General features: G+C 64.3%; 15 protein-coding genes. 14 read left to right on the forward strand and 1 reads right to left on the reverse strand.

Going from position 1 to position 19,728, the window contains the following annotated elements; translation table 11 throughout:
• Nucleotides 1-172: 172 nt before the first annotated feature.
• Nucleotides 173-3,286 carry a DEAD/DEAH box helicase gene (locus ACZ9AQ_RS02740; protein WP_429200894.1) on the forward strand — a complete coding sequence of 1,038 codons (3,114 nt, stop codon included), beginning with the start codon at nt 173-175 and terminating at the stop codon, nt 3,284-3,286.
• 91 nt (nt 3,287-3,377) lie between these two features.
• On the opposite strand, the gene ACZ9AQ_RS02745 is transcribed toward ACZ9AQ_RS02740, so the two are convergent.
• The gene (locus ACZ9AQ_RS02745; protein ID WP_429200892.1) at nt 3,378-3,626 is read right to left on the reverse strand and encodes a DUF3297 family protein; all 249 of its coding nucleotides are present in this window, start codon (nt 3,624-3,626) and stop codon (nt 3,378-3,380) included.
• A 180-nt stretch (nt 3,627-3,806) separates the two neighbouring features.
• Here ACZ9AQ_RS02745 and ACZ9AQ_RS02750 point away from each other — a divergent pair, with 180 nt between their 5' ends.
• From ACZ9AQ_RS02750 to ACZ9AQ_RS02810, 13 genes are all read left to right on the forward strand, one after another.
• The gene (locus ACZ9AQ_RS02750; protein ID WP_429200890.1) at nt 3,807-4,937 is read left to right on the forward strand and encodes a sensor histidine kinase; all 1,131 of its coding nucleotides are present in this window, start codon (nt 3,807-3,809) and stop codon (nt 4,935-4,937) included.
• A 286-nt stretch (nt 4,938-5,223) separates the two neighbouring features.
• Nucleotides 5,224-5,904, forward strand: coding sequence for a response regulator transcription factor (locus ACZ9AQ_RS02755; RefSeq protein ID WP_429200889.1), 681 nt, complete (start codon nt 5,224-5,226; stop codon nt 5,902-5,904).
• 258 nt (nt 5,905-6,162) lie between these two features.
• Nucleotides 6,163-6,873 carry a transposase gene (locus ACZ9AQ_RS02760; protein ID WP_429200887.1) on the forward strand — a complete coding sequence of 237 codons (711 nt, stop codon included), beginning with the start codon at nt 6,163-6,165 and terminating at the stop codon, nt 6,871-6,873.
• Nucleotides 6,874-7,121: 248 nt separating this feature from the next.
• Nucleotides 7,122-11,837, forward strand: a complete 4,716-nt coding sequence (locus ACZ9AQ_RS02765) for a glutamate synthase-related protein (protein WP_429200885.1) — start codon at nt 7,122-7,124, stop codon at nt 11,835-11,837.
• Nucleotides 11,838-11,993: 156 nt separating this feature from the next.
• Entirely contained in the window at nt 11,994-13,457 is a 1,464-nt protein-coding gene (locus tag ACZ9AQ_RS02770; RefSeq protein WP_429200884.1) for a glutamate synthase subunit beta, read from the forward strand.
• Nucleotides 13,458-14,042: 585 nt separating this feature from the next.
• Nucleotides 14,043-14,846, forward strand: a complete 804-nt coding sequence (locus tag ACZ9AQ_RS02775; RefSeq protein ID WP_429200882.1) for an ABC transporter ATP-binding protein — start codon at nt 14,043-14,045, stop codon at nt 14,844-14,846.
• On the forward strand, nt 14,843-15,625 hold the full coding sequence (mlaE, locus tag ACZ9AQ_RS02780) for a lipid asymmetry maintenance ABC transporter permease subunit MlaE (RefSeq protein WP_429200881.1): 783 nt from the start codon (nt 14,843-14,845) through the stop codon (nt 15,623-15,625). Before ACZ9AQ_RS02775 ends, mlaE begins: the two co-directional genes overlap by 4 nt.
• 40 nt (nt 15,626-15,665) lie before the next feature.
• Complete coding sequence (gene mlaD / locus ACZ9AQ_RS02785; protein WP_429200879.1) at nt 15,666-16,139, forward strand: outer membrane lipid asymmetry maintenance protein MlaD; 474 nt, start codon at nt 15,666-15,668, stop codon at nt 16,137-16,139.
• Nucleotides 16,136-16,861 carry an MlaA family lipoprotein gene (locus tag ACZ9AQ_RS02790; protein WP_429200877.1) on the forward strand — a complete coding sequence of 242 codons (726 nt, stop codon included), beginning with the start codon at nt 16,136-16,138 and terminating at the stop codon, nt 16,859-16,861. The genes mlaD and ACZ9AQ_RS02790 overlap by 4 nt, the downstream gene beginning before the upstream one ends.
• Before the next feature lie 54 nt (nt 16,862-16,915).
• The gene (locus ACZ9AQ_RS02795; RefSeq protein WP_429200875.1) at nt 16,916-17,563 is read left to right on the forward strand and encodes an MlaC/ttg2D family ABC transporter substrate-binding protein; all 648 of its coding nucleotides are present in this window, start codon (nt 16,916-16,918) and stop codon (nt 17,561-17,563) included.
• A 9-nt stretch (nt 17,564-17,572) separates the two neighbouring features.
• The gene (locus tag ACZ9AQ_RS02800) at nt 17,573-17,848 is read left to right on the forward strand and encodes an STAS domain-containing protein (protein ID WP_429200873.1); all 276 of its coding nucleotides are present in this window, start codon (nt 17,573-17,575) and stop codon (nt 17,846-17,848) included.
• 184 nt (nt 17,849-18,032) lie between these two features.
• Nucleotides 18,033-18,956 (forward strand): ABC transporter ATP-binding protein, encoded by a 924-nt coding sequence (locus ACZ9AQ_RS02805; RefSeq protein WP_429200872.1) that lies wholly within the window; start codon nt 18,033-18,035, stop codon nt 18,954-18,956.
• Nucleotides 18,956-19,717, forward strand: coding sequence for an ABC transporter permease (locus ACZ9AQ_RS02810; RefSeq protein WP_429200870.1), 762 nt, complete (start codon nt 18,956-18,958; stop codon nt 19,715-19,717). Before ACZ9AQ_RS02805 ends, ACZ9AQ_RS02810 begins: the two co-directional genes overlap by 1 nt.
• Nucleotides 19,718-19,728 lie beyond the last annotated feature (11 nt).

Raw genomic sequence — 19,728 nt, forward strand, 5'->3', positions numbered from 1 at the left:
CCAGTCTTGACAGCGCCACACGAACATGAGAGAACAACCGGTTGACATGTAAGCGTGCGCTTTGCGCACGGATGAGATTTGTCCACTACGTGCGATTCCGAACAAAACGGAAGTGTCCGTATGCGAGATAATGCCGTTTATTGCCTTTTTTGATACGAAGCCACGAGACCCAATGACCACAGTCGATTATCTTCGCGAGAAAGCCAGCGACGCACCTCCGGCCCGCGCTCCCGCACGTTCCCCGGCCCTTCCGGCGCCGGTGGTGAGCTGGCTGCAGCGGGTCGAGGCCGCGGCCCACCCCCAGCCGAAGCTGACCGACGAAGTCGTTGACCCCAAGGCCGCGCAATACAAGTTCGTCTATGTCATGGCGCCCACCAGCGGCGGCCGCCACGTCGCGCTGTGCCTGTGCAAGGCGCGCCTGCGCCCGAACGGCGACGTGGCCGCGGCCAGCCCGGTCAGCGAAGTGTTTTCGCTCCTGTCGGCGCCGCCCAGCTATCTCGAAGGCGACGACGTCGACCTGGTGCGCTTCTTCATCGCCATGCGCAGCGGCTCGGCCCAGGGCACCAGCGCCACCGAACCCAAGGGCAAGGTGGGCGCGATCCTGCTGCAGATGCTGCTCGAGCAGGGCAAGCTGCTGTGGGCGAACTCGTGGTCCGACATGGCCAGCGGCCTGGTGTATCCGCTGCAGGGCGGCCCGACCCGCCTGGCCAGCCTGGCCTGGCGCGACGAAGGCCGCGTGTCCAAGCTCGGATGGTCGGTCGAGCCGGTCGGCGGCGCCGCCACCCACAGCGCGGCCGACCAGATCGACTACATGCTGCCGACCGATCCGCCGTGGTACATCGACAACCTGTCCTGCGGGCCGCTCGAACTCAATCGCGGCGGCATCGACATCTCGCTGGCCGAACTGCAGGCCCTGGTGGCGCAAGCCCCGGCCCTGACCGGCACCGACAAGAAGCGCGTCTCGCAGCTGCTGCTGGCCCACGGCCTGCAGCAGCTGATGCCATTGCCGCAGCCGCTCACCCAGCGCCTGAGGAATGACGTCAAGCCGATTCCGCACCTGCTGCTCGATGCCGTCCAGCTGGCCGACGGCAACGTCACGCGCTGGCAGGACTTCGCCGTGCTGGCCTTCGACTACGACGGCCAGCGCGTCTCGTTCGACCCGTCGCAGCGCGTGGTGCGCCAGATCGGCGACGTCACCGAAATCATCGAGCGCGATCCGAAGGCCGAAAGCGACGCCCTCGATAAACTGGGCGAGATCGGTTTTCGCAAGCCGGCCACCGCCCCGTTCAACGCCATGGCCGGTGCGCTGCAGCTCGACAGCCAGGCGCACTGGCTGCGCTTTGCCGAGAACGACGTCGACGCGCTGTCCGACGCCGGCTGGCATCTGCAGAAATCGAACAAGTACCGCTACGACGTGGTCCCGGTCGAAGACTGGTATGCCGACATCGACGAGCCGGCCGAGGCAGGCAATGCCTGGTTCGAGCTGGAGCTGGGCATCGTGGTGGCGAAGAAGCGCGTGCCGCTGCTGCCGGTGCTGGTGCAGCTGATCCGCGGCGCGCCGCTCGAATTCGACCCAAGCGTGCTGGCCGCCCACCAGGAGGCCGACCAGATGCTGGCCGTCCTGCCCGACGGTGTGCGCGTGGCGCTGCCATGGGCCCGCCTCAAGCCGATCCTCGCCACCTTGGGCGAGCTGTACTTCAACGACAAGATCAAGGGCAAGCTGCGCCTGTCGACCCTGGATGCGGCGCGCCTCGAAGAACTGGCGCGCGGCGTCGAGCTGCGCTGGACCGGCGGCGAGCGCCTGCGCGAGACCGGCCGCAAGCTGAGCCAGTTCGGGGCGGTCAAGAAGGTCGAGGCCCCTGCCGGCCTGCAGGCCACCTTGCGCGACTACCAGCTCGACGGCCTGTCGTGGATGCAGTTCCTGCGCGAGTACGACCTGGGCGGCATCCTGGCCGACGACATGGGTCTTGGTAAAACCGTGCAGACACTGGCGCACATCCTCACCGAGAAGGAAGCCGGCCGCCTCACCAGCCCGGCCCTGGTGATCGCCCCGACCAGCCTGATGACCAACTGGTTCGACGAAGCCGCGCGCTTCGCGCCGAGCCTCAAGGTGCTGCTCCTGCAGGGCAAGGAGCGCATGGACCTGTTCGGCCAGATCGACGACGCCGACATCGTCCTGACCACCTATGCGCTGCTGCCGCGCGACGAAGAAGAACTGCGCAAGCACCACTACCACCTGGTGATCCTCGACGAATCGCACTACATCAAGAACACCCGCTCCAAGGCGGCGCAGACGGCCGGCTCGCTCGACGCCCGCCATCGCCTGTGCCTGTCGGGCACGCCGCTCGAGAACCACCTGGGAGAGCTGTGGTCGCAGTTCCACTTCCTGCTCCCTGGCCTGCTGGGCGACGAAAAGACCTTCAACACGCAGTTCCGCCATCCGATCGAACGCCAGGATGACCCGGTGCGCCGCACCCTGCTCAATCGCCGCATCCGGCCTTTCCTGCTGCGCCGTACCAAGGACCATGTGGCCAAGGAGCTGCCGGAGAAAACCGAGATGGTGCGCCGCATCGAGTTGTCCGGGCCGCAGCGCGACCTGTACGAGACGGTGCGCCTGGCGATGGACAAGAAGGTGCGCGACGAGATCGACCGCAAGGGCGTGGCGCGCAGCCAGATCGTCATCCTCGAGGCGCTGCTCAAGCTGCGCCAGGTCTGCTGCGATCCGCGCCTGGTCAAGTCGATGCCGTCCAAGAAGAACACGGCCGCCGTGTCGGCCAAGCTGCTGGACCTGATGCAGATGGTCGAAGACCTGCTGGGCGAGGGCCGCAAGATCCTGGTGTTCTCGCAGTTCACCAGCATGCTCGGCCTGATCGAGGAAGAACTCGACGCGCGCAACATCCCGTACGCGATCCTGACCGGCGAGACGCGCGACCGCTCGGCCCAGGTGGCGGCCTTCCAGCAGGGCGCGGTGCCGATCTTCCTGATCAGCCTGAAAGCCGGCGGCGTCGGGCTCAACCTGACCGCGGCCGACACCGTGATCCACTACGACCCGTGGTGGAACCCGGCGGCCGAGAATCAGGCGACCGACCGCGCCTGGCGCATCGGGCAAGACAAGCCCGTGTTCGTGTACAAGCTGATCGCGAAAGGCACGCTGGAAGAAAAAATCCAGCTGCTGCAGCAGAAGAAGTCGGAACTGGCGCAGTCGATCCTGTCCGAAGGCGAATCGCAGAAGATGGCGCTGACGCAGGAAGACCTGCAGGCGATCTTCGCGCCGCTGGACGATTGAGTGGGTTGGGTGGGGCCGCGCTCGCTGGCGTGAGCGTGGCCCGGAAAGAATGCACGCGGCGCAAGGCCGCGTGCAGCGCCGTCAAGACGGCTTATTTGTAGAAGGCTTCGACCTTGCCCTTGAGCTTGATGAGCATCGGCTTGCCGCGGCGGTCGAGCGTCTTGCCGGCGGCAACCTTGATCCAGCCTTCGCTGAGACAATATTCCTCGACGTCGTAGCGATCCTTGTCGTTGAAGCGGATGCCGATTTCGTGCTGGAACACGTCACGGTTGTGGAAAGGGCTGCTCGGATCGATCGACAGCCGGTCTGGGAGCGGGGGGAGGGTTGCGGTATCGTTCATGGTGCGCGAATTATCCCTCAACTCGCCGGGACATGGCGCATTTCTTTGTACGGGCCGCTTGTGGCCGGGGCTCGCGCGAATCAGGCGCGCCATCGAGAGATATTCCGAAAACATTGTTTCGTGGCTGTATACTTGGTGTCAAACCTGACATCCTTGTCAGCTGGTTAAGAAAGACCCCCGATGAAGTCCAGCCCCCATGCCGCCGCCCCGTCACCAGGCTCCTCACCCGTCACGGGCCGCCTCGATGACGATGCGCTGCCGGCCGCCCAGTTCCGCGCGATCGCCGAACTGGGCGGCGACGTGGCCTTCGCCATCGCGCTGCCGGCGCGCCGCCTCGTGTATCTGAGCCCCGCCTTCGGCGCGCTGAGCGGCTTTGACCGCGCGGCGCTGCAGCGTGCGCTCGACGGCGAGGGCGTGTCGCCCCTGGCGCCGCTCGCGGCCTGGCTGCGCGAGGCGGCCGGCGGCGAGCCCGGCGCGCGCAGCCGGCGCGAATTCGACCTGTTCGACGCCGAAGGCCGGCCGCTGGCGCTGGACGGCCTGGCCACGGTGTTGGCCGATGCCGTGGCCGATGCGGCGGCCGGCCCTGCCCCGACCCTGGTCGGCCTGCTGCGCGACCTGTCGGCGCAGCGCGCCCATCAAAGCGAGCAGAAGCGTTTTGCCAGCATGCTCAACCACGAATTCCGCACCCCGCTGGCCACGATCGACGGCGCCATCCAGCGCCTCGAGGCGACCTCGAGCCACGCCGACGAGCCCACGCGCACGCGCTACCGCAAGATCGGCGCCGCGGTCGATCGCCTGATCGGGATGCTCGACGAATACCTGTCTCCGGACCGCATGGCCGCGCTCGGCCGCGCGCGCCAGCCGAACACGATCACCGTGAACGGCCTGGTCGACAGCGGCGCCACCCAGATCCGCGCGGCCGGCCGCGAAGCCGTGCTGCGGCTGGAGGAACTGCCACTGACCCTGCGCGGGGAGCCGGAAGGCCTGCGGCTGGCGCTCAAGGTCTTGATCGACAATGCGCTGGCGTTTTCGCCGCCGTCGGCGCCCGTAATCCTGCGTGTGCGGCGCAGCGGCGGCGGGGTCGAGCTGGCGGTGCTCGACGGCGGCGCCGGCGTGCCGCCGCAAGACGCGCTGCGGGTCTTCGACAAAGGCTACCGCGGCCGCAACGCCGCCGGCCTGGCCGGCAGCGGCCTCGGCCTGTACATGGCGCGCTCGATCGTCGAGGTGCATGGCGGAGTGCTGAGCCTGGCGCCGGGGGAGGAAGGCGCGGGCGCCGAGTTCCGCCTGTGGATGCCTGCCTTGGGCCTGTAGGGAGGCTGATCCAGTCTTGGCGGCGGTTCGGCACATGAAAACGTCCTGCCGCGTTGCACATCCTCGCCAACCACGCGCGGTATGGCTGAGGTGGATGCGCGACCGGCGAGGCCTTGCCGGCCGCTTTTTTCTGTGCCAATCCCTTTCGCCACAATACATCGGTGCCTCAGTAGAGGAACAACTCCTTGCTTCAGACCGCCTCAGCAACGATAATCGGACCGCGACCCGGCAAGGATAACGCTACCATTGGTATCATTGTCGAGTGATTGAACGATATGGCCAGGGAATGACGCAGATACTGATTGTTGAAGACAATGGCGAGTACGCCGACGACATGGCCGAGTTCCTGAAGGAGCTCGACCATGAAGTGACGATCGCCAGGACCGCCAGCGAAATGTGGGCGGCGTTGACGCGCACCCCGGCCGCGGTGGTCGTGCTCGACCTCGGCTTGCCGGATGAGGACGGGTTCAACGTCATTCCGCGCATGCGCCAGCTGTATCCCGAGATCGGCCTGCTGGTGCTGACGGGCCGGGTGGCGTTCGACCACCGCATCCTGGGCCTGCGCCTGGGCGCCGACCATTATTTGACCAAGCCGATCAAGTTCCCCGAACTGGCGGCCCACATCGAAGCCCTGGACCGCCGGGTGCGTCCGCCCGATCCGGTCCCGACGCCGAGCAAGTGGATCCTGCGCGTGAGTGCGCGCCAACTCGAGCTGATGGGCAAGGTCGTCGACCTGACCGAAAAAGAGTGCAATTTCCTGCACCTGTTGACGATCAACACCCGTCCGGTGCCGCGCCATGTGATCGTGGCCGGCATGGGCGGCGAAGATCCGGACGCCAGCCGCCGGGTCGACATGCTGGTCTACCGCCTGCGCAAGAAAGCCCGATCCGGCCTCGGCCAGGACCTCCCCCTGCGCAGCGCCTACGGCGAAGGCTACAGCCTCTCCGCCGGCTTCACCCTCTCATAATAATTAGGGTCAGAGTAGAATTATTGGCCAATAGCCGCTCGGACAATTAGGGTCAGAGTAGAATTATTGGCCAATATCTTTGGCAACCTTGCCCTTTTCACCCAAATTCTCGCAAAATTGCTCGGCTTCTGTTGCCCCTGGCTTATGTGTCAATTAAATAGGGACAGAGTCAGCGTGTTTTTGCCGCCGCTTGCGATTAATGAGGGACAGAGTCGTTTTCTATTGTAGAATCCCCTGCTCAACATTTGAGCAAACGTCATGGCACGCCAACCCCGACTCATCGTTCCCGAGCAGCCGCACCACGTCATCCAGCGCGGCAATAACCGCCAGGTGATCTTTCGCGAAGAAGCCGACTATCAGTGCTTCCTGGTGTGGCTCAAGGAAGGCGCCAGGTTCTACGACGTGGCGATCCACACCTACGTGTTGATGCCGAACCACCTGCACCTGCTGGCCACGCCCAGCGACGCCACCGGCCTGGCGCTGATGATGCAGAAGGTAGGCCGGCTGTATGTCCCCTGGTTCAATCACAAGTACGAGCGCAGCGGCGGCCTGTTCGAAGGGCGTTTTCGTACCTCGCTGATCGATTCGGACCGCTATTTCATGACCTGCAGCCGCTATATCGAGCTCAATCCGGTGCGCGCGCAACTCACCGCGGCCCCCGAGGACTATCCCTGGTCCAGCTACGCCCACCACGCCGGCATCCGCACCGACACCCTGGTCGCCGACCATCCGCTGTTCTGGGCGCTGGGTAACACGCCGTTCCAGCGCGAGGCGGCCTATATCGACATGGTCCGGCAAGGCCTCAGCACGGAAGAGGTCGATTTCATCACGGCGGCGATCCTCAAGAACCAACCGCTCGGCTCGCTCTCCTTCAAGGCCGAACTCGAGCATAAAACCCAGCGCCAGATCTTGCCGGCCAAGCGCGGACGCCCGTTCAACCCGCCATTACCGCCGCTTTCGGCAGCCTGAAGCATATAATTCTTGACACAAGGGCACGGTTATTCGTGCCCTTTTTTGCGAAAAAATCCCTGTAATATCATAGGCTTAGGTGGCAGGAGCCTGATTATGAACAACCTCGATTGACTCTGTCCCCAATTAATCGGCCAGTGAAAAAGTTGTCAAACAATTCGACTCTGACCCTAATTATTCTGGTTGACGGGGTATTTTGCAGTGCACTATTCTCCTCGTTCGATCCGTAAAGTAGTGGAGATAGCCTCATGATTGCCCAAGGTTTGTACGACCCCGCCAATGAACACGACGCCTGTGGCGTCGGCTTCATCGCCCACATCAAGGGCAACAAGAGTCACTCGATTATTGAACAGGGTCTGCAGATCCTGAAGAACCTCGATCACCGGGGCGCCGTCGGCGCCGATGCGCTGATGGGTGACGGGGCCGGCATCCTGATCCAGATCCCGGACCAGTACTTCCGCGACGAGATGGCCAAGCAGGGCGTCGAACTGCCGCCGCCCGGCGAATACGGCGTCGGCATGGTGTTCCTGCCGAAAGAGCACGCCTCGCGCATCGCCTGCGAACAGGAAATCGAGCGCGCCGTGCGCATCGAAGGTCAGGTGGTGCTCGGCTGGCGCAACGTGCCGGTCGACGAGACCATGCCGATGTCGCCGTTTGTCCGCGCCAAGGAACCCGTCATCCGCCAGATCTTCATCGGCCGCGGCCCGGACATCATGGTGACCGATGCGCTCGAACGCAAGCTCTACGTCATCCGCAAGTCGTCCGGCCACGCGATCCAGGCCCTGAAACTCCTGCACGGCAAGGAATTCTTCGTGCCGTCGATGTCGGCGCGCACCATCGTCTACAAGGGCCTGCTGCTGGCCGACCAGGTCGGCGTCTATTACAGGGACCTGCAGGACCCGCGCTGCATCTCGGCCCTGGCCCTGGTCCACCAGCGCTTCTCGACCAACACCTTCCCCGAATGGCCGCTGGCCCACCCTTACCGCATGATCGCCCACAACGGCGAGATCAATACCGTCAAGGGTAACTTCAACTGGACCCGCGCGCGCGAAGGCATGCTCAAGTCGGCCGTGCTGGGCGAAGACCTGAACAAGCTGTTCCCGCTGATCTATGAAGGCCAGTCCGACACCGCCTGCTTCGACAATGCGCTCGAGCTGCTGGTGATGGCCGGCTACCCGGTGGCCCAGGCGATGATGATGATGATCCCGGAAGCCTGGGAAAACCACACCGCGATGGACGACAACCGCCGCGCCTTCTATGAATACCACGCGGCGATGATGGAACCATGGGACGGCCCGGCCGCCATGGCCTTCACCGACGGCCGCCACATCGGCGGCACGCTCGACCGCAACGGCCTGCGTCCGGCGCGCTACGTCATCACCGAGGACGACCTGGTCGTGATGGCGTCCGAGTCGGGCGTGCTGCCGATTCCCGAGTCGCGCATCGTCAAGAAGTGGCGCCTCCAGCCGGGCAAGATGTTCCTGATCGACCTCGAGGCCGGCCGCATCATCGACGACAAGGAGCTCAAGGACAGCTTCGCCAACGCCAAGCCGTACAAGGCCTGGATCAGGTCGGTGCGCATCAAGCTCAATGAGATCAAGCTGTCCGAATCGCAGTTGCTGGCCGCGCGGGCCAGGGACGCGCAAGGCGAGAAGCAGCCGCTGACCCTGCTCGACCGCCAGCAAGCCTTCGGCTATACCCAGGAAGATCTGAAATTCCTGATGGCGCCGATGGCCGTGCTGGGCGAGGAAGCCACCGGCTCGATGGGCAACGATTCGCCGCTGGCCGTCACCTCGAACAAGCTCAAGCCGCTGTACAACTACTTCAAGCAGCTGTTCGCCCAGGTGACCAACCCGCCGATCGACCCGATCCGCGAGAGCATGGTCATGTCGCTGGTGTCCTTCATCGGCCCGAAACCGAACATCCTCGACACCAACAACGTCAACCCGCCGATGCGCCTCGAAGTGGCGCAGCCGATCCTCGGCTTCGACGACATGGCGCGCCTGCGCGCCATCGGCCAGCACACCGGCAGCAAGTTCAAGGCCTATGAGCTGAACATCTGCTACCCGGTCGCCTGGGGCAAGGAAGGCATCGAAGCCTCGCTCGCCTCGCTGTGCGCCGAAGCGGTCGACGCCGTCAAGTCCGGCCACAACATCCTGATCGTGTCGGACCGCCGCATGTCGCCCGACCTGGTCGCCATTCCCGCGCTGCTGGCCACTTCCAGCGTGCACCAGCACCTGGTGGCGAAGGGCCTGCGCGCCTCGACCGGCCTGGTGATCGAGACCGGCTCGGCGCGCGAAACCCACCATTTCGCCCTGCTGGCGGGCTACGGCGCCGAAGCCGTCCACCCGTACCTGGCGCTGGAAACCCTGGCCGAACTGGCCCACGGCCTGCCGCACGAAATGTCGGCGGAAACCGCGAGCTACAACTACATCAAGGCGATCGGCAAGGGCCTGCTGAAGGTGATGTCGAAGATGGGCATCTCCACCTACATGTCGTACTGCGGCGCCCAGATCTTCGAGGCGATTGGCCTGAACAAGTCGCTGGTCGACAAGTACTTCAAGGGCACCTCGTCGAACGTGGAAGGCATTGGCCTGTTTGAAGTGGCCGAGGAAGCGCTGCGCCTGCACGCCCTGGCCTTCGGCGACGATCCGGTGCTGGCCAACGCGCTCGACGTCGGCGGCGAGTACGCCTTCCGCGTGCGTGGCGAAGACCACCTGTGGACGCCGGACGCGATCGCCAAGCTGCAGCACTCGACCCGCGCCAACAACTTCTCGACCTACAAGGAATACGCGCAGCTGATCAACGATCAGACGCGCCGCCACCTGACCCTGCGCGGCCTGTTCGAATTCAAGATCGACCGCGACAAGGCGATCCCGATCGAGGAAGTCGAATCGGCGAAAGAGATCGTCAAGCGCTTCGCCACCGGCGCGATGTCGCTCGGCTCGATCAGCACCGAAGCCCACGCCACGCTGGCGATCGCGATGAACCGCATCGGCGGCAAGAGCAATACCGGCGAAGGCGGCGAGGATCCGGCGCGCTACCTGAACGAGTTCAAGGGCATCGCCATCAAGAAGGGCGAGAGCCTGTCCTCGGTCCTGGGCAAGGACCGCGTCATGGTCGACATCCCGCTCGAAGAGGGCGACTCGCTGCGCTCGAAGATCAAGCAGGTGGCCTCGGGCCGCTTCGGCGTCACCGCCGAATACCTGAACGCGGCCGACCAGATCCAGATCAAGATGGCGCAAGGCGCCAAGCCGGGCGAGGGCGGGCAGCTGCCGGGCCATAAGGTCTCGGAATACATCGCTTCGCTGCGCTTCTCGGTGCCGGGCGTCGGCCTGATCTCGCCGCCGCCGCACCATGACATCTATTCGATCGAAGACCTTGCGCAGCTGATCCACGACCTGAAGAACGCCAACCCGCGCGCCTCGATCTCGGTCAAGCTGGTCTCGGAAGTCGGCATCGGCACCGTCGCCGCCGGCGTCTCGAAGGCCAAGGCCGACCACGTCGTGGTCGCGGGCCATGACGGCGGCACCGGCGCCTCGCCGCTGTCCTCGGTCAAGCATGCCGGCACCCCGTGGGAACTCGGCCTGGCCGAGACCCAGCAGACCCTGGTGCTCAACGGCCTGCGCAGCCGCATCCGCGTCCAGGCCGATGGCCAGATGCGCACCGGCCGCGACGTCGTCATCGCCGCCATGCTGGGCGCCGACGAAGTGGGCTTCGCCACCGCGCCGCTGGTGGTCGAGGGCTGCATCATGATGCGCAAGTGCCACCTGAATACCTGCCCGGTGGGCGTGGCCACGCAAGACCCGGTGTTGCGCGCCAAGTTCCAGGGCAAGCCGGAGCATGTCGTGAACTACTTCTTCTTCGTCGCCGAGGAAGCGCGCCAGATCATGGCCCAGCTGGGCATCCGCACCTACGACGAGTTGATCGGCCGCGCCGACCTGCTGGACAAATCGAAGGCGATCGGCCACTGGAAGGCGCAGGGCCTGGATTTCTCGAACATCTTCTACCAGCCGCAGGTCGAGTCCCGCAGCGCGCTGTACCACACGAGCGAGCAGGACCACGGCCTGGACAAGGCGCTGGACCACAAGCTGATCGCGCAAGCCAGGGCCGCGCTGGAAAAGGGCGAGCGCGTCTCGTTCATCTCGCCGGTCAGGAACCTGAACCGCACCGTCGGCGCCATGCTGTCGGGCGAAGTCGCCAAGCGCTACGGCCATGCCGGCCTGCCGGACGACACCATCCACATCCAGCTGCAGGGCACGGCGGGCCAGTCGGCGGCTGCCTTCCTGGCAGGCGGCATCACGATCGACCTGGTCGGCGAAGGCAACGACTACGTTGGCAAGGGCCTGTCGGGCGGCCGCATCATCGTGCGTCCGAACACCGAATTCCGCGGCTGGGCGGTGGACAACATCATCGTCGGCAATACCGTGATGTATGGCGCGATCTCGGGCGAGGCCTTCTTCAACGGCGTGGCCGGCGAGCGCTTCGCGGTGCGTAACTCGGGCGCCGTCGCGGTGGTCGAGGGCTGCGGCGACCACGGTTGCGAATACATGACCGGCGGCACCGTCGTCGTGCTGGGCGAGACCGGGCGCAACTTCGCGGCCGGCATGTCGGGCGGCGTGGCCTTCGTCTACGATCCGAAAGGCGAGTTCGCGGGCCGCTGCAATACCACGATGGTCAACCTGGAACCGGTGCTGTCGGCGAAGGAGCAGTGCGACCCGGCAGCCTGGCACAGCCAGACCCGGGGCGGCGAGCGCGAATGCGACGAAGTCATCCTGCGTCGCCTGATCGAGCGTCACTTCAAGTACACCGGCAGCACGCGCGCGCGCAACCTGCTGGATGACTGGGCCAACAGCCGCGGCAAGTTCGTCAAGGTGTTCCCGACCGACTACAAGCGCGCCCTCGAGGAGATGCACAACTCGAGCATGGAAGAAGCGAACGACAAGATCGAACTGGCCGCCTGACGGCGACATCAACCAACGTCGTCCCCGCGAAGGCGGGGACCCAAGTTTCGTAGCGTGCCGCCAGCGCAAGATGACTGGCCTGGCACGCAGACTTGGGTTCCCGCCTGCGCGGGAACGACGAGCCAAGGCCGCGGGCCAGATGAAAAGGAAAACATTGTGGGCAAAATCACCGGTTTCATGGAATTCGCACGGCAGGAAGAGGAATACCTCGATCCTCCCGTCCGTCTCAAGAACTACAAGGAATTCGTCGTCACCCTGACCGACGGCCAGGCCAAGGTGCAGGGCGCGCGCTGCATGGATTGCGGCATCCCGTTCTGCAATACGGGCTGCCCGGTCAACAACATGATCCCGGACTGGAATGACCTGGTCTACCATGGCAACTACCGCCAGGCGCTGGACAATCTGCACTCGACCAATAACTTCCCCGAGTTCACCGGCCGCATCTGCCCGGCGCCCTGCGAATCGGCCTGTACCCTGGGCATCAACGATGACCCGGTCGGCATCAAGTCGATCGAGCGCAAGATCATCGACACCGGCTGGGAACACGGCTGGGTGGTGCCGCAGCCGGCCAGCAGCAAGACCGGCAAGACGGTCGCCATCGTCGGCTCCGGCCCCGCCGGCCTGGCCGCGGCCCAGCAACTGGCGCGCGCCGGCCACGACGTGACGGTGTTCGAGAAGAGCGACCGCATCGGCGGCCTGCTGCGCTACGGGATCCCCGACTTCAAGATGGAGAAGGACCTGATCGACCGCCGCGTGGAGCAGATGCAGGCCGAAGGCGTGACCTTCCGCACCAGCGTCCTGATCGGCAAGGACTTCCCGGCCACGGTCAGCAACATGGCGCGCGACACGATCTTCCCGGAAGACCTGGAAAAGGACTTCGACGCCGTGATCCTGGCCGGCGGCGCCGAGCAGCCGCGCGACCTGCCGGTCCCCGGCCGCCAGTTAAAGGGCGTGCACTTCGCGATGGACTTCCTGCCGCAGCAGAACCGGGTCAACGCCGGCGACAAGCTGAAGGACCAGATCAAGGCCACGGGCAAGCACGTGGTGGTCATCGGCGGCGGCGACACCGGCTCGGACTGCGTCGGCACCTCAAACCGCCACGGCGCGCTGTCCGTGACCCAGTTCGAGCTGATGCCGCAGCCGCCGGAACTTGAAAACAAGCCATTGGTATGGCCTTACTGGCCAACTCGCCTGCGCACCTCGTCCTCGCACGAGGAAGGCTGCGCGCGCGACTGGGCGGTGGCGACCAAGCGCCTGGAAGGCAAGGGCGGCAAGGTCGAGAAGCTGATCGCCTGCCGTGTCGAATGGAAGGACGGCAAGATGATGGAAGTGCCGGACAGCGAATTCGAGCTCAAGGCCGACCTGGTGTTCCTGGCGATGGGCTTCGTCTCGCCGGTGCAGCAGGTGCTGGACGCCTTCGGCGTGCAGAAGGACCCGCGCGGCAATGCGCGCGCCGGCACCGAAGGCGAGGGCGCCTACCAGACCTCGAACCCGAAGCTGTTCGCAGCCGGCGACATGCGCCGCGGCCAGTCGCTGGTGGTGTGGGCGATCCGCGAAGGCCGCCAGTGCGCGCGCGCCGTCGACGAGTTCCTGATGGGTGTCTCGAACCTTCCGCGCTAAGCGCAGCAACCCGAGGGCGGCCGCGCAAGGCGGCCGCCTCCGCCTTCGCTCCCGCCTCATCTCTGCCTCGTCGAAGGCGGCAAGCCCATCACCAGCGTCGGCCGCAGCTGCCAGTTCGCAGCGCTCGGGCAAGAACACCGTCGATCCGCGTCCAGGCGCTGCCGGGCCTCGCGCTCTGCATGCGCCCGACCGCCCGGTTGACCAGGCGCTGGTCCGGGGTTGTATCTTACGTTGACAAAATAGCGACAGAGTATTGCATATTCTGTGACTTGCTATTTCATTACGCCACCCCCAGATTATGGTGCGGCGCAAAAAACCAGGCTCATCGAAATAGTAATCAGGAGGAGCTTAAACCCGCTCCTTCGGGCGTTTTTTGAATGCAGCTTATTGATAAAATTCAATAATAACAATATTGCTTAACATACATATATCAACAAAAACAATGGCTTATGCGTCGGATTAGCTGACTCATTAGTTATTAGTGTTGTAATAGTACGTCGCCGCCGAGGGGTAAAATCGGGTCCCTCAAGCAGGCAAATAGCTTTCTGCACTACAATACCGGATTACCCAAACATTAATTATGCTGTGTCGAACCTAGTCGAAATCCGCGATCTGCATTTTGCTTACGGTGAGCGTTCCATCCTGTCGAATCTCCGTATGGACTTCCCACGCGGCAAGCTTGTCGCCGTCATGGGCGGGTCGGGTTGCGGCAAGACCACGGTGCTGCGCCTGATCGGCGGCCAGATCCGCCCCCAGCGCGGCGAAGTGCGCATCGGCGGCGAGGTGGTGCACCAGCTCGATACCGAGGGCCTGTACCGGCTGCGCCGCCGCATGGGCATGCTGTTCCAGTTCGGCGCGCTGTTTACCGACCTGTCGGTGTTCGACAATGTCGCCTTCCCGCTGCGCGAGCACACCGACCTGCCCGAAGAACTCATCCGCGACCTGGTCCTGATGAAGCTCAACGCCGTCGGCCTGCGCAATGCGCACCGCCTCAAGCCGGCCGAGATCTCGGGCGGCATGGCGCGCCGCGTGGCCGTGGCGCGCGCGGTGGCGCTGGATCCTGAACTGATCATGTACGACGAGCCCTTCGCCGGCCTCGATCCGATCTCGATGGGCGTGACCGCCAACCTGATCCGTAACCTGAACGACGCGCTGGGCTCGACCTCGATCCTCGTCTCGCACGACGTGCACGAGTGCTTCGCGATCGCCGACTACGTGTACTTCATGTCTGCCGGCAAGATCGTGGCCGAGGGCACGCCGGACGACCTGCGCGTCTCGGAAGACCCCTACGTGAAACAATTCGTCAATGCCGCCCCGGACGGTCCGGTGCCGTTCCACTATCCCGGCACGTCGCTGGCCGACGACCTGGGCCTGGGAGCGCGCACATGATCACCCGCTTCCTTGGCCTGGTCGGCTGCACCGTGCGCGAAGGCTTCGCCGGCCTCGGTTTCGCCGTGCGCTCGTTCTTCAACCTGCTGGGTGTGTCGCCGGGCGCCTTCCGCCGCCCCGGCTTGATCTCCGAGCAGATCCATTTCATCGGCAACTATTCACTGGTGATCATCGCCGTGTCCGGCCTGTTCGTCGGCATGGTGCTGGGCCTGCAGGGCTACTACACGCTGAACCAGTATGGCGCCGAGCAGATGCTGGGCCAGGTGGTGGCGCTGGCGCTGGTGCGCGAACTGGGCCCGGTCGTGACCGCGCTGCTGTTCGCCGGCCGCGCCGGCACCTCGCTGACCGCCCAGATCGGCCTCATGAAAGCCGGCGAACAGCTGTCGGCCATGGAAATGATGGCCATCAATCCGGTGCAGCGCGTGCTGGCGCCGCGCTTCTGGGCCGGCGTGATCGCGATGCCGGTGCTGGCCACCGTGTTCTCGGCGGTGGGCGTGCTGGGCGGCTACATCGTCGGCGTGAAACTGATCGGCGTCGACGAAGGGTCGTTCTGGTCGCAGATGCAGGCTGGCGTCGATGTGCGAGCTGACGTACTGAACGGCGTCATCAAAAGCTTTATATTTGGCATCGCAGTGACCTTTACCGCCCTGTTCCAGGGCTACCAGGCCCAGCCGACGCCAGAAGACGTATCGCGCGCGACCACGCGCACCGTCGTGATTGCATCGCTGCTGGTCTGGGGGCTGAACTTCGTCATGACGGCCCTGATGTTCAATAAATAAGTTTAACAACGGTTAAAACGGTTACTGTAGGGTATTCAAAATGCATCGCAAAACTATCGACGTCTGGGTCGGCCTGTTCGTTCTGCTGGGATTGGCCGCGCTGGTGTTCCTGGCCTTTCAAGCAGGAAATATGAGGACTTTGTCGTTCGGGCAGACGTATTCGATCACAAGCCGTTTCGACAATATCGGCGGACTGAAGCCGCAGGCGCCGGTCAAGAGCGCCGGCGTGGTGGTGGGTCGCGTCGGTGAGATCACCTTCGACGACGAGAGCTTCCAGGCATCGGTACGTCTTGATATGGAGAGCGAATATAAATTCCCGAAAGATAGCTCGCTCAAGATTTTGACCGCTGGTTTGTTGGGTGAACAATACATCGGTATCGAAGCCGGTGGCGATGAACAGAATCTGGCGGAAGGCGATCGCATCATTCGCACCCAGTCGGCGACGGTCCTGGAAGACTTAATTAATCAATTTATCTACAGCAAGGCTGCTGAAGGAAAGGAAGGTAGTGAATGAACCACGCCGTCACGCTCTCGCACTTGCGCCTTGGCGCTGCCGCCGCCGCCATCCTGGTCCTGACAGGTTGTGCAACGACTGCCTCCAACCCGCAGGATCCGCTGGAAGGCTATAACCGCGCCATGTTCAGCTTTAACGACGCGGTCGACCGCGCCGTCCTGAAACCGGTGGCCACCGGCTACAAGAACGTCGTGCCGGGCTTTGCCCAGACTGGCGTTGGCAATTTCTTCGGCAACCTGTCGGATGCCTGGAGCTCGGTCAACAACTTGCTGCAGGGCAAGCCCGAGCAGGCCGGCACCGATTTCGGCCGCTTCGCGCTGAACTCGTCCTTCGGCATCTTCGGCCTGCTCGACATCGCTTCCGAAGCGGGCATGCAGAGAAGCGACGAAGACTTCGGCCAGACCCTGGGCAAATGGGGCATGCCAAGCGGCCCCTACTTGATTTTGCCACTGCTGGGCCCATCTACGGTACGTGATACCGCGGCCTTGCCCGCCGACGTGGGTGGCGATATCTGGAAATACAAGCAGCCCGACAACTGGCGCAATATCGGCGCGGCCGTGCGCGTGGTCGATACCCGCGCCAGCCTGCTCGATGCGTCCGGCCTGCTCGAAGACGCCGCCCTGGACCGCTACGAGTTCCTGCGCGACGGCTACCTGCAGCGCCGCCAGAGCCAGGTCTATGACGGCGACGTGCCGCGCCAGGCCACCGACCCCGAGCAGTAACAACAAGATCAACCGTGCGCGCGGCCTCCGCCGCCGCCAACCGAAAGGAAACCGATGAAGCCATTCATGCACCTGGTCGCCGCCGCCGCCACCGTGGCGTTCTCCACCGTCCTGGTCGCCGCTCCGGTGGCCGCCGCCGAGGCGCCGGACGCGCTGGTCAAGCGCATCAGCAATGAAGTGATCGACAGCGTCAAGGCCGACAAGGACATCCAGTCCGGCAACCGCAACAAGATCATGGGCCTGGTCAACGAAAAAATCCTGCCGTATGTCGATGCTGAGAAAATGACCCAGCAAGCGGCCGGCCGCCACTGGCGCAGCGCGACCCCGGAACAGAAGCAGAAGCTGACCAAGGAGTTCCGCGACCTGCTGGTGTACACCTATGCCGGCGCGCTGTCGACCATCAAGAACGAGACCGTCGAGTTCAAGCCGATGCGCGGTTCGCCGACCGACACCGATGTCGAAGTGCGTTCGCAGGTGAACGTCGCCCGCGGTGAACCGATCACCCTGAACTACCGCCTGAGCAACGAAAAAGGCAGCTGGAAGATCTATGACGTGAACGTGCTGGGCGCGTGGCTGGTCCAGACCTATACCAGCACCTTCAACAGCGAGATCAGCAAGAACGGCATCGATGGCCTGATCAAGCGCCTGGCCGAGCGCAATGCGCAACTGGCCTCGAGGCCGCTGGCCGCGCCGGCGAAGTGATTCATCAACATGGCTGAATCCAACCCGATGCTGTCGATCGACGCCCTGACCTTCCTGACCGCCCACCAGGCGCTGGAGCAGGGCGCGGCGGCGATTCGCGCCGGCGAGACCGTGTTCGATCTCGGCGGCGTGCAGGCGGCCGATTCGTCCGGCGTGGCCCTGCTGCTGGCCTGGCAGCGCCGCGCGCTGGATGCCGGCCACCGGCTCACCTTCATGAACGTGCCGGACAACGTGCAGAAGCTGGCGGCCCTGTACGGGGTCGACACGCTGCTGCCGCAAGCCTGACGACATCGGCGGCCATTGGCCGCCGATGGTTTTTTGCGCGCACCGCATTTCCCCATTCGGCGCAAATCCCCCTCTGGCCGCTTGACGTGGCGATTTCCCCTATAATGGACCGTTTCACCGCACGGTTCCCACGGTGCGCTTCGGGTTCCATCCCATTTTGCGCGCGCCGCGCCATCCAACAAGCATGACAGCAATCCAGATTGACAGCGTCGAGAAGAGCTACAAGGGCTTCAAGGCCCTGAAGGGCGTCTCCTTGGACATCGAGGAAGGCGAGTTCTTTGGCCTCTTGGGCCCGAACGGCGCCGGCAAGACCACCCTGATTTCCACCATCGCGGGCCTGATCCGGCCCGATGCCGGCCGCGTGCGCATCCACGGCCACGACGTGGTGGGCGACTTTCGCGAAGCGCGGAAGCGCCTGGGCGTGGTGCCGCAGGAGCTGGTGTTCGATCCCTTCTTCACGGTGCGCGAAACCTTGCGCCTGCAGTCGGGCTACTTCGGCATTCGCAACAACGACGCCTGGATCGACGAGGTGATGCACAACCTCGATCTGACCGACAAGGCCGACGTCAACATGCGCGCGCTGTCGGGCGGCATGAAGCGGCGCGTGCTGGTGGCCCAGGCCCTGGTGCACCGGCCGCCCGTGATCGTGCTCGACGAGCCGACCGCCGGCGTCGACGTCGAGCTGCGCCAGACCCTGTGGAAGTTCATCGCGCGCCTGAACCGCGAAGGCGGCCACACCGTGGTGCTGACCACCCACTACCTCGAGGAAGCGCAAGCCATGTGCCAGCGCGTGGCCATGCTCCGGCGCGGCAACGTGGTGGCGCTGGACACCATGAGCGCGCTGCTGCGCCGCGTGTCGGGCTCGCAGCTGGTGGTGCACCTAAAGTCGGGCGACCTGCCCGAGGCGCTGCGTCATCTCGTCTCGCATGACGAGCACACGAACGGCAACGGCGGCGGCAACAAGTACACGCTGCGCGTGAACGATTATTCGGAGGTCGAGCCGATCCTGGCGCGCCTGCGCGAGAACGGCGCCGTCATCGACGAGATGCAGCTGGAGCAGGCGGACCTCGAGGACATCTTCATCCAGATCATGGAGGAAGGTAAATAATGTTCTCGATCGGTTTCCGTACCCTGTTCTACAAGGAGTCGCTGCGCTTCTGGAAGGTCGCGACCCAGACCGTGGCCGCGCCGGTGGTCACCGCCATGCTCTATCTGCTGATCTTCGGCCATGTGCTCGACGGCCGGGTCGAGATGCTCGACGGCGTCGCCTACACCTCGTTCCTGATCCCGGGCCTGGTGATGATGAGCGTGCTGCAGAACGCCTTCGCCAACTCGTCCTCGTCGCTGATCCAGTCCAAGATCAGCGGCAACCTGGTCTTCATCCTGCTGCCGCCGCTGTCGCACGCCGAGATCCTGTCGGCCTACGTGCTGGCCTCGATGCTGCGCGGGATCGTGGTCGGCGCCGGCGTGTTCGTCATCACCGCCTGGTTCGCCCATCTGGAGTTCGTGGCGCCGGTGTGGATCGTGGTGTTCGCCCTGCTGGGCGCGGCCATTCTCGGCACCATGGGCACGATCGCCGGCATCTGGGCCGAGAAGTTCGACCAGCTGGCGGCTTTCCAGAACTTCCTGATCATGCCGGCGACCTTCCTGGCCGGTGTGTTCTATTCCGTTCAAAAACTGCCGCCTTTCTGGCTCGCCGTCTCGCATTTCAACCCGTTCTTTTATATGATTGACGGGTTCCGCTATGGGTTCTTCGGCCAGTCCGACGTTTCGCCATGGACCAGCCTGGCCGTCGTGACCGTGTTCTTCGTGGTGCTGACGGGCGTGGCGATCAATCTGCTCAAGCGCGGCTACAATCTGCGCCATTAATCGTACAAAGT

The organism is Massilia sp. UYP34, assembly GCF_056279385.1.

Coding starts and splice junctions, on each gene's coding strand:
- ACZ9AQ_RS02740 (WP_429200894.1), top strand. CDS start 173: ATGACCACAGTCGATTATCTTCGCGAGAAAGCCAGCGACGCACCTCCG.
- ACZ9AQ_RS02745 (WP_429200892.1), bottom strand. CDS start 3,626: ATGAACGATACCGCAACCCTCCCCCCGCTCCCAGACCGGCTGTCGATC.
- ACZ9AQ_RS02750 (WP_429200890.1), top strand. CDS start 3,807: ATGAAGTCCAGCCCCCATGCCGCCGCCCCGTCACCAGGCTCCTCACCC.
- ACZ9AQ_RS02755 (WP_429200889.1), top strand. CDS start 5,224: ATGACGCAGATACTGATTGTTGAAGACAATGGCGAGTACGCCGACGAC.
- ACZ9AQ_RS02760 (WP_429200887.1), top strand. CDS start 6,163: ATGGCACGCCAACCCCGACTCATCGTTCCCGAGCAGCCGCACCACGTC.
- ACZ9AQ_RS02765 (WP_429200885.1), top strand. CDS start 7,122: ATGATTGCCCAAGGTTTGTACGACCCCGCCAATGAACACGACGCCTGT.
- mlaE (WP_429200881.1), top strand. CDS start 14,843: ATGATCACCCGCTTCCTTGGCCTGGTCGGCTGCACCGTGCGCGAAGGC.
- mlaD (WP_429200879.1), top strand. CDS start 15,666: ATGCATCGCAAAACTATCGACGTCTGGGTCGGCCTGTTCGTTCTGCTG.
- ACZ9AQ_RS02790 (WP_429200877.1), top strand. CDS start 16,136: ATGAACCACGCCGTCACGCTCTCGCACTTGCGCCTTGGCGCTGCCGCC.
- ACZ9AQ_RS02795 (WP_429200875.1), top strand. CDS start 16,916: ATGAAGCCATTCATGCACCTGGTCGCCGCCGCCGCCACCGTGGCGTTC.
- ACZ9AQ_RS02800 (WP_429200873.1), top strand. CDS start 17,573: ATGGCTGAATCCAACCCGATGCTGTCGATCGACGCCCTGACCTTCCTG.
- ACZ9AQ_RS02805 (WP_429200872.1), top strand. CDS start 18,033: ATGACAGCAATCCAGATTGACAGCGTCGAGAAGAGCTACAAGGGCTTC.
- ACZ9AQ_RS02810 (WP_429200870.1), top strand. CDS start 18,956: ATGTTCTCGATCGGTTTCCGTACCCTGTTCTACAAGGAGTCGCTGCGC.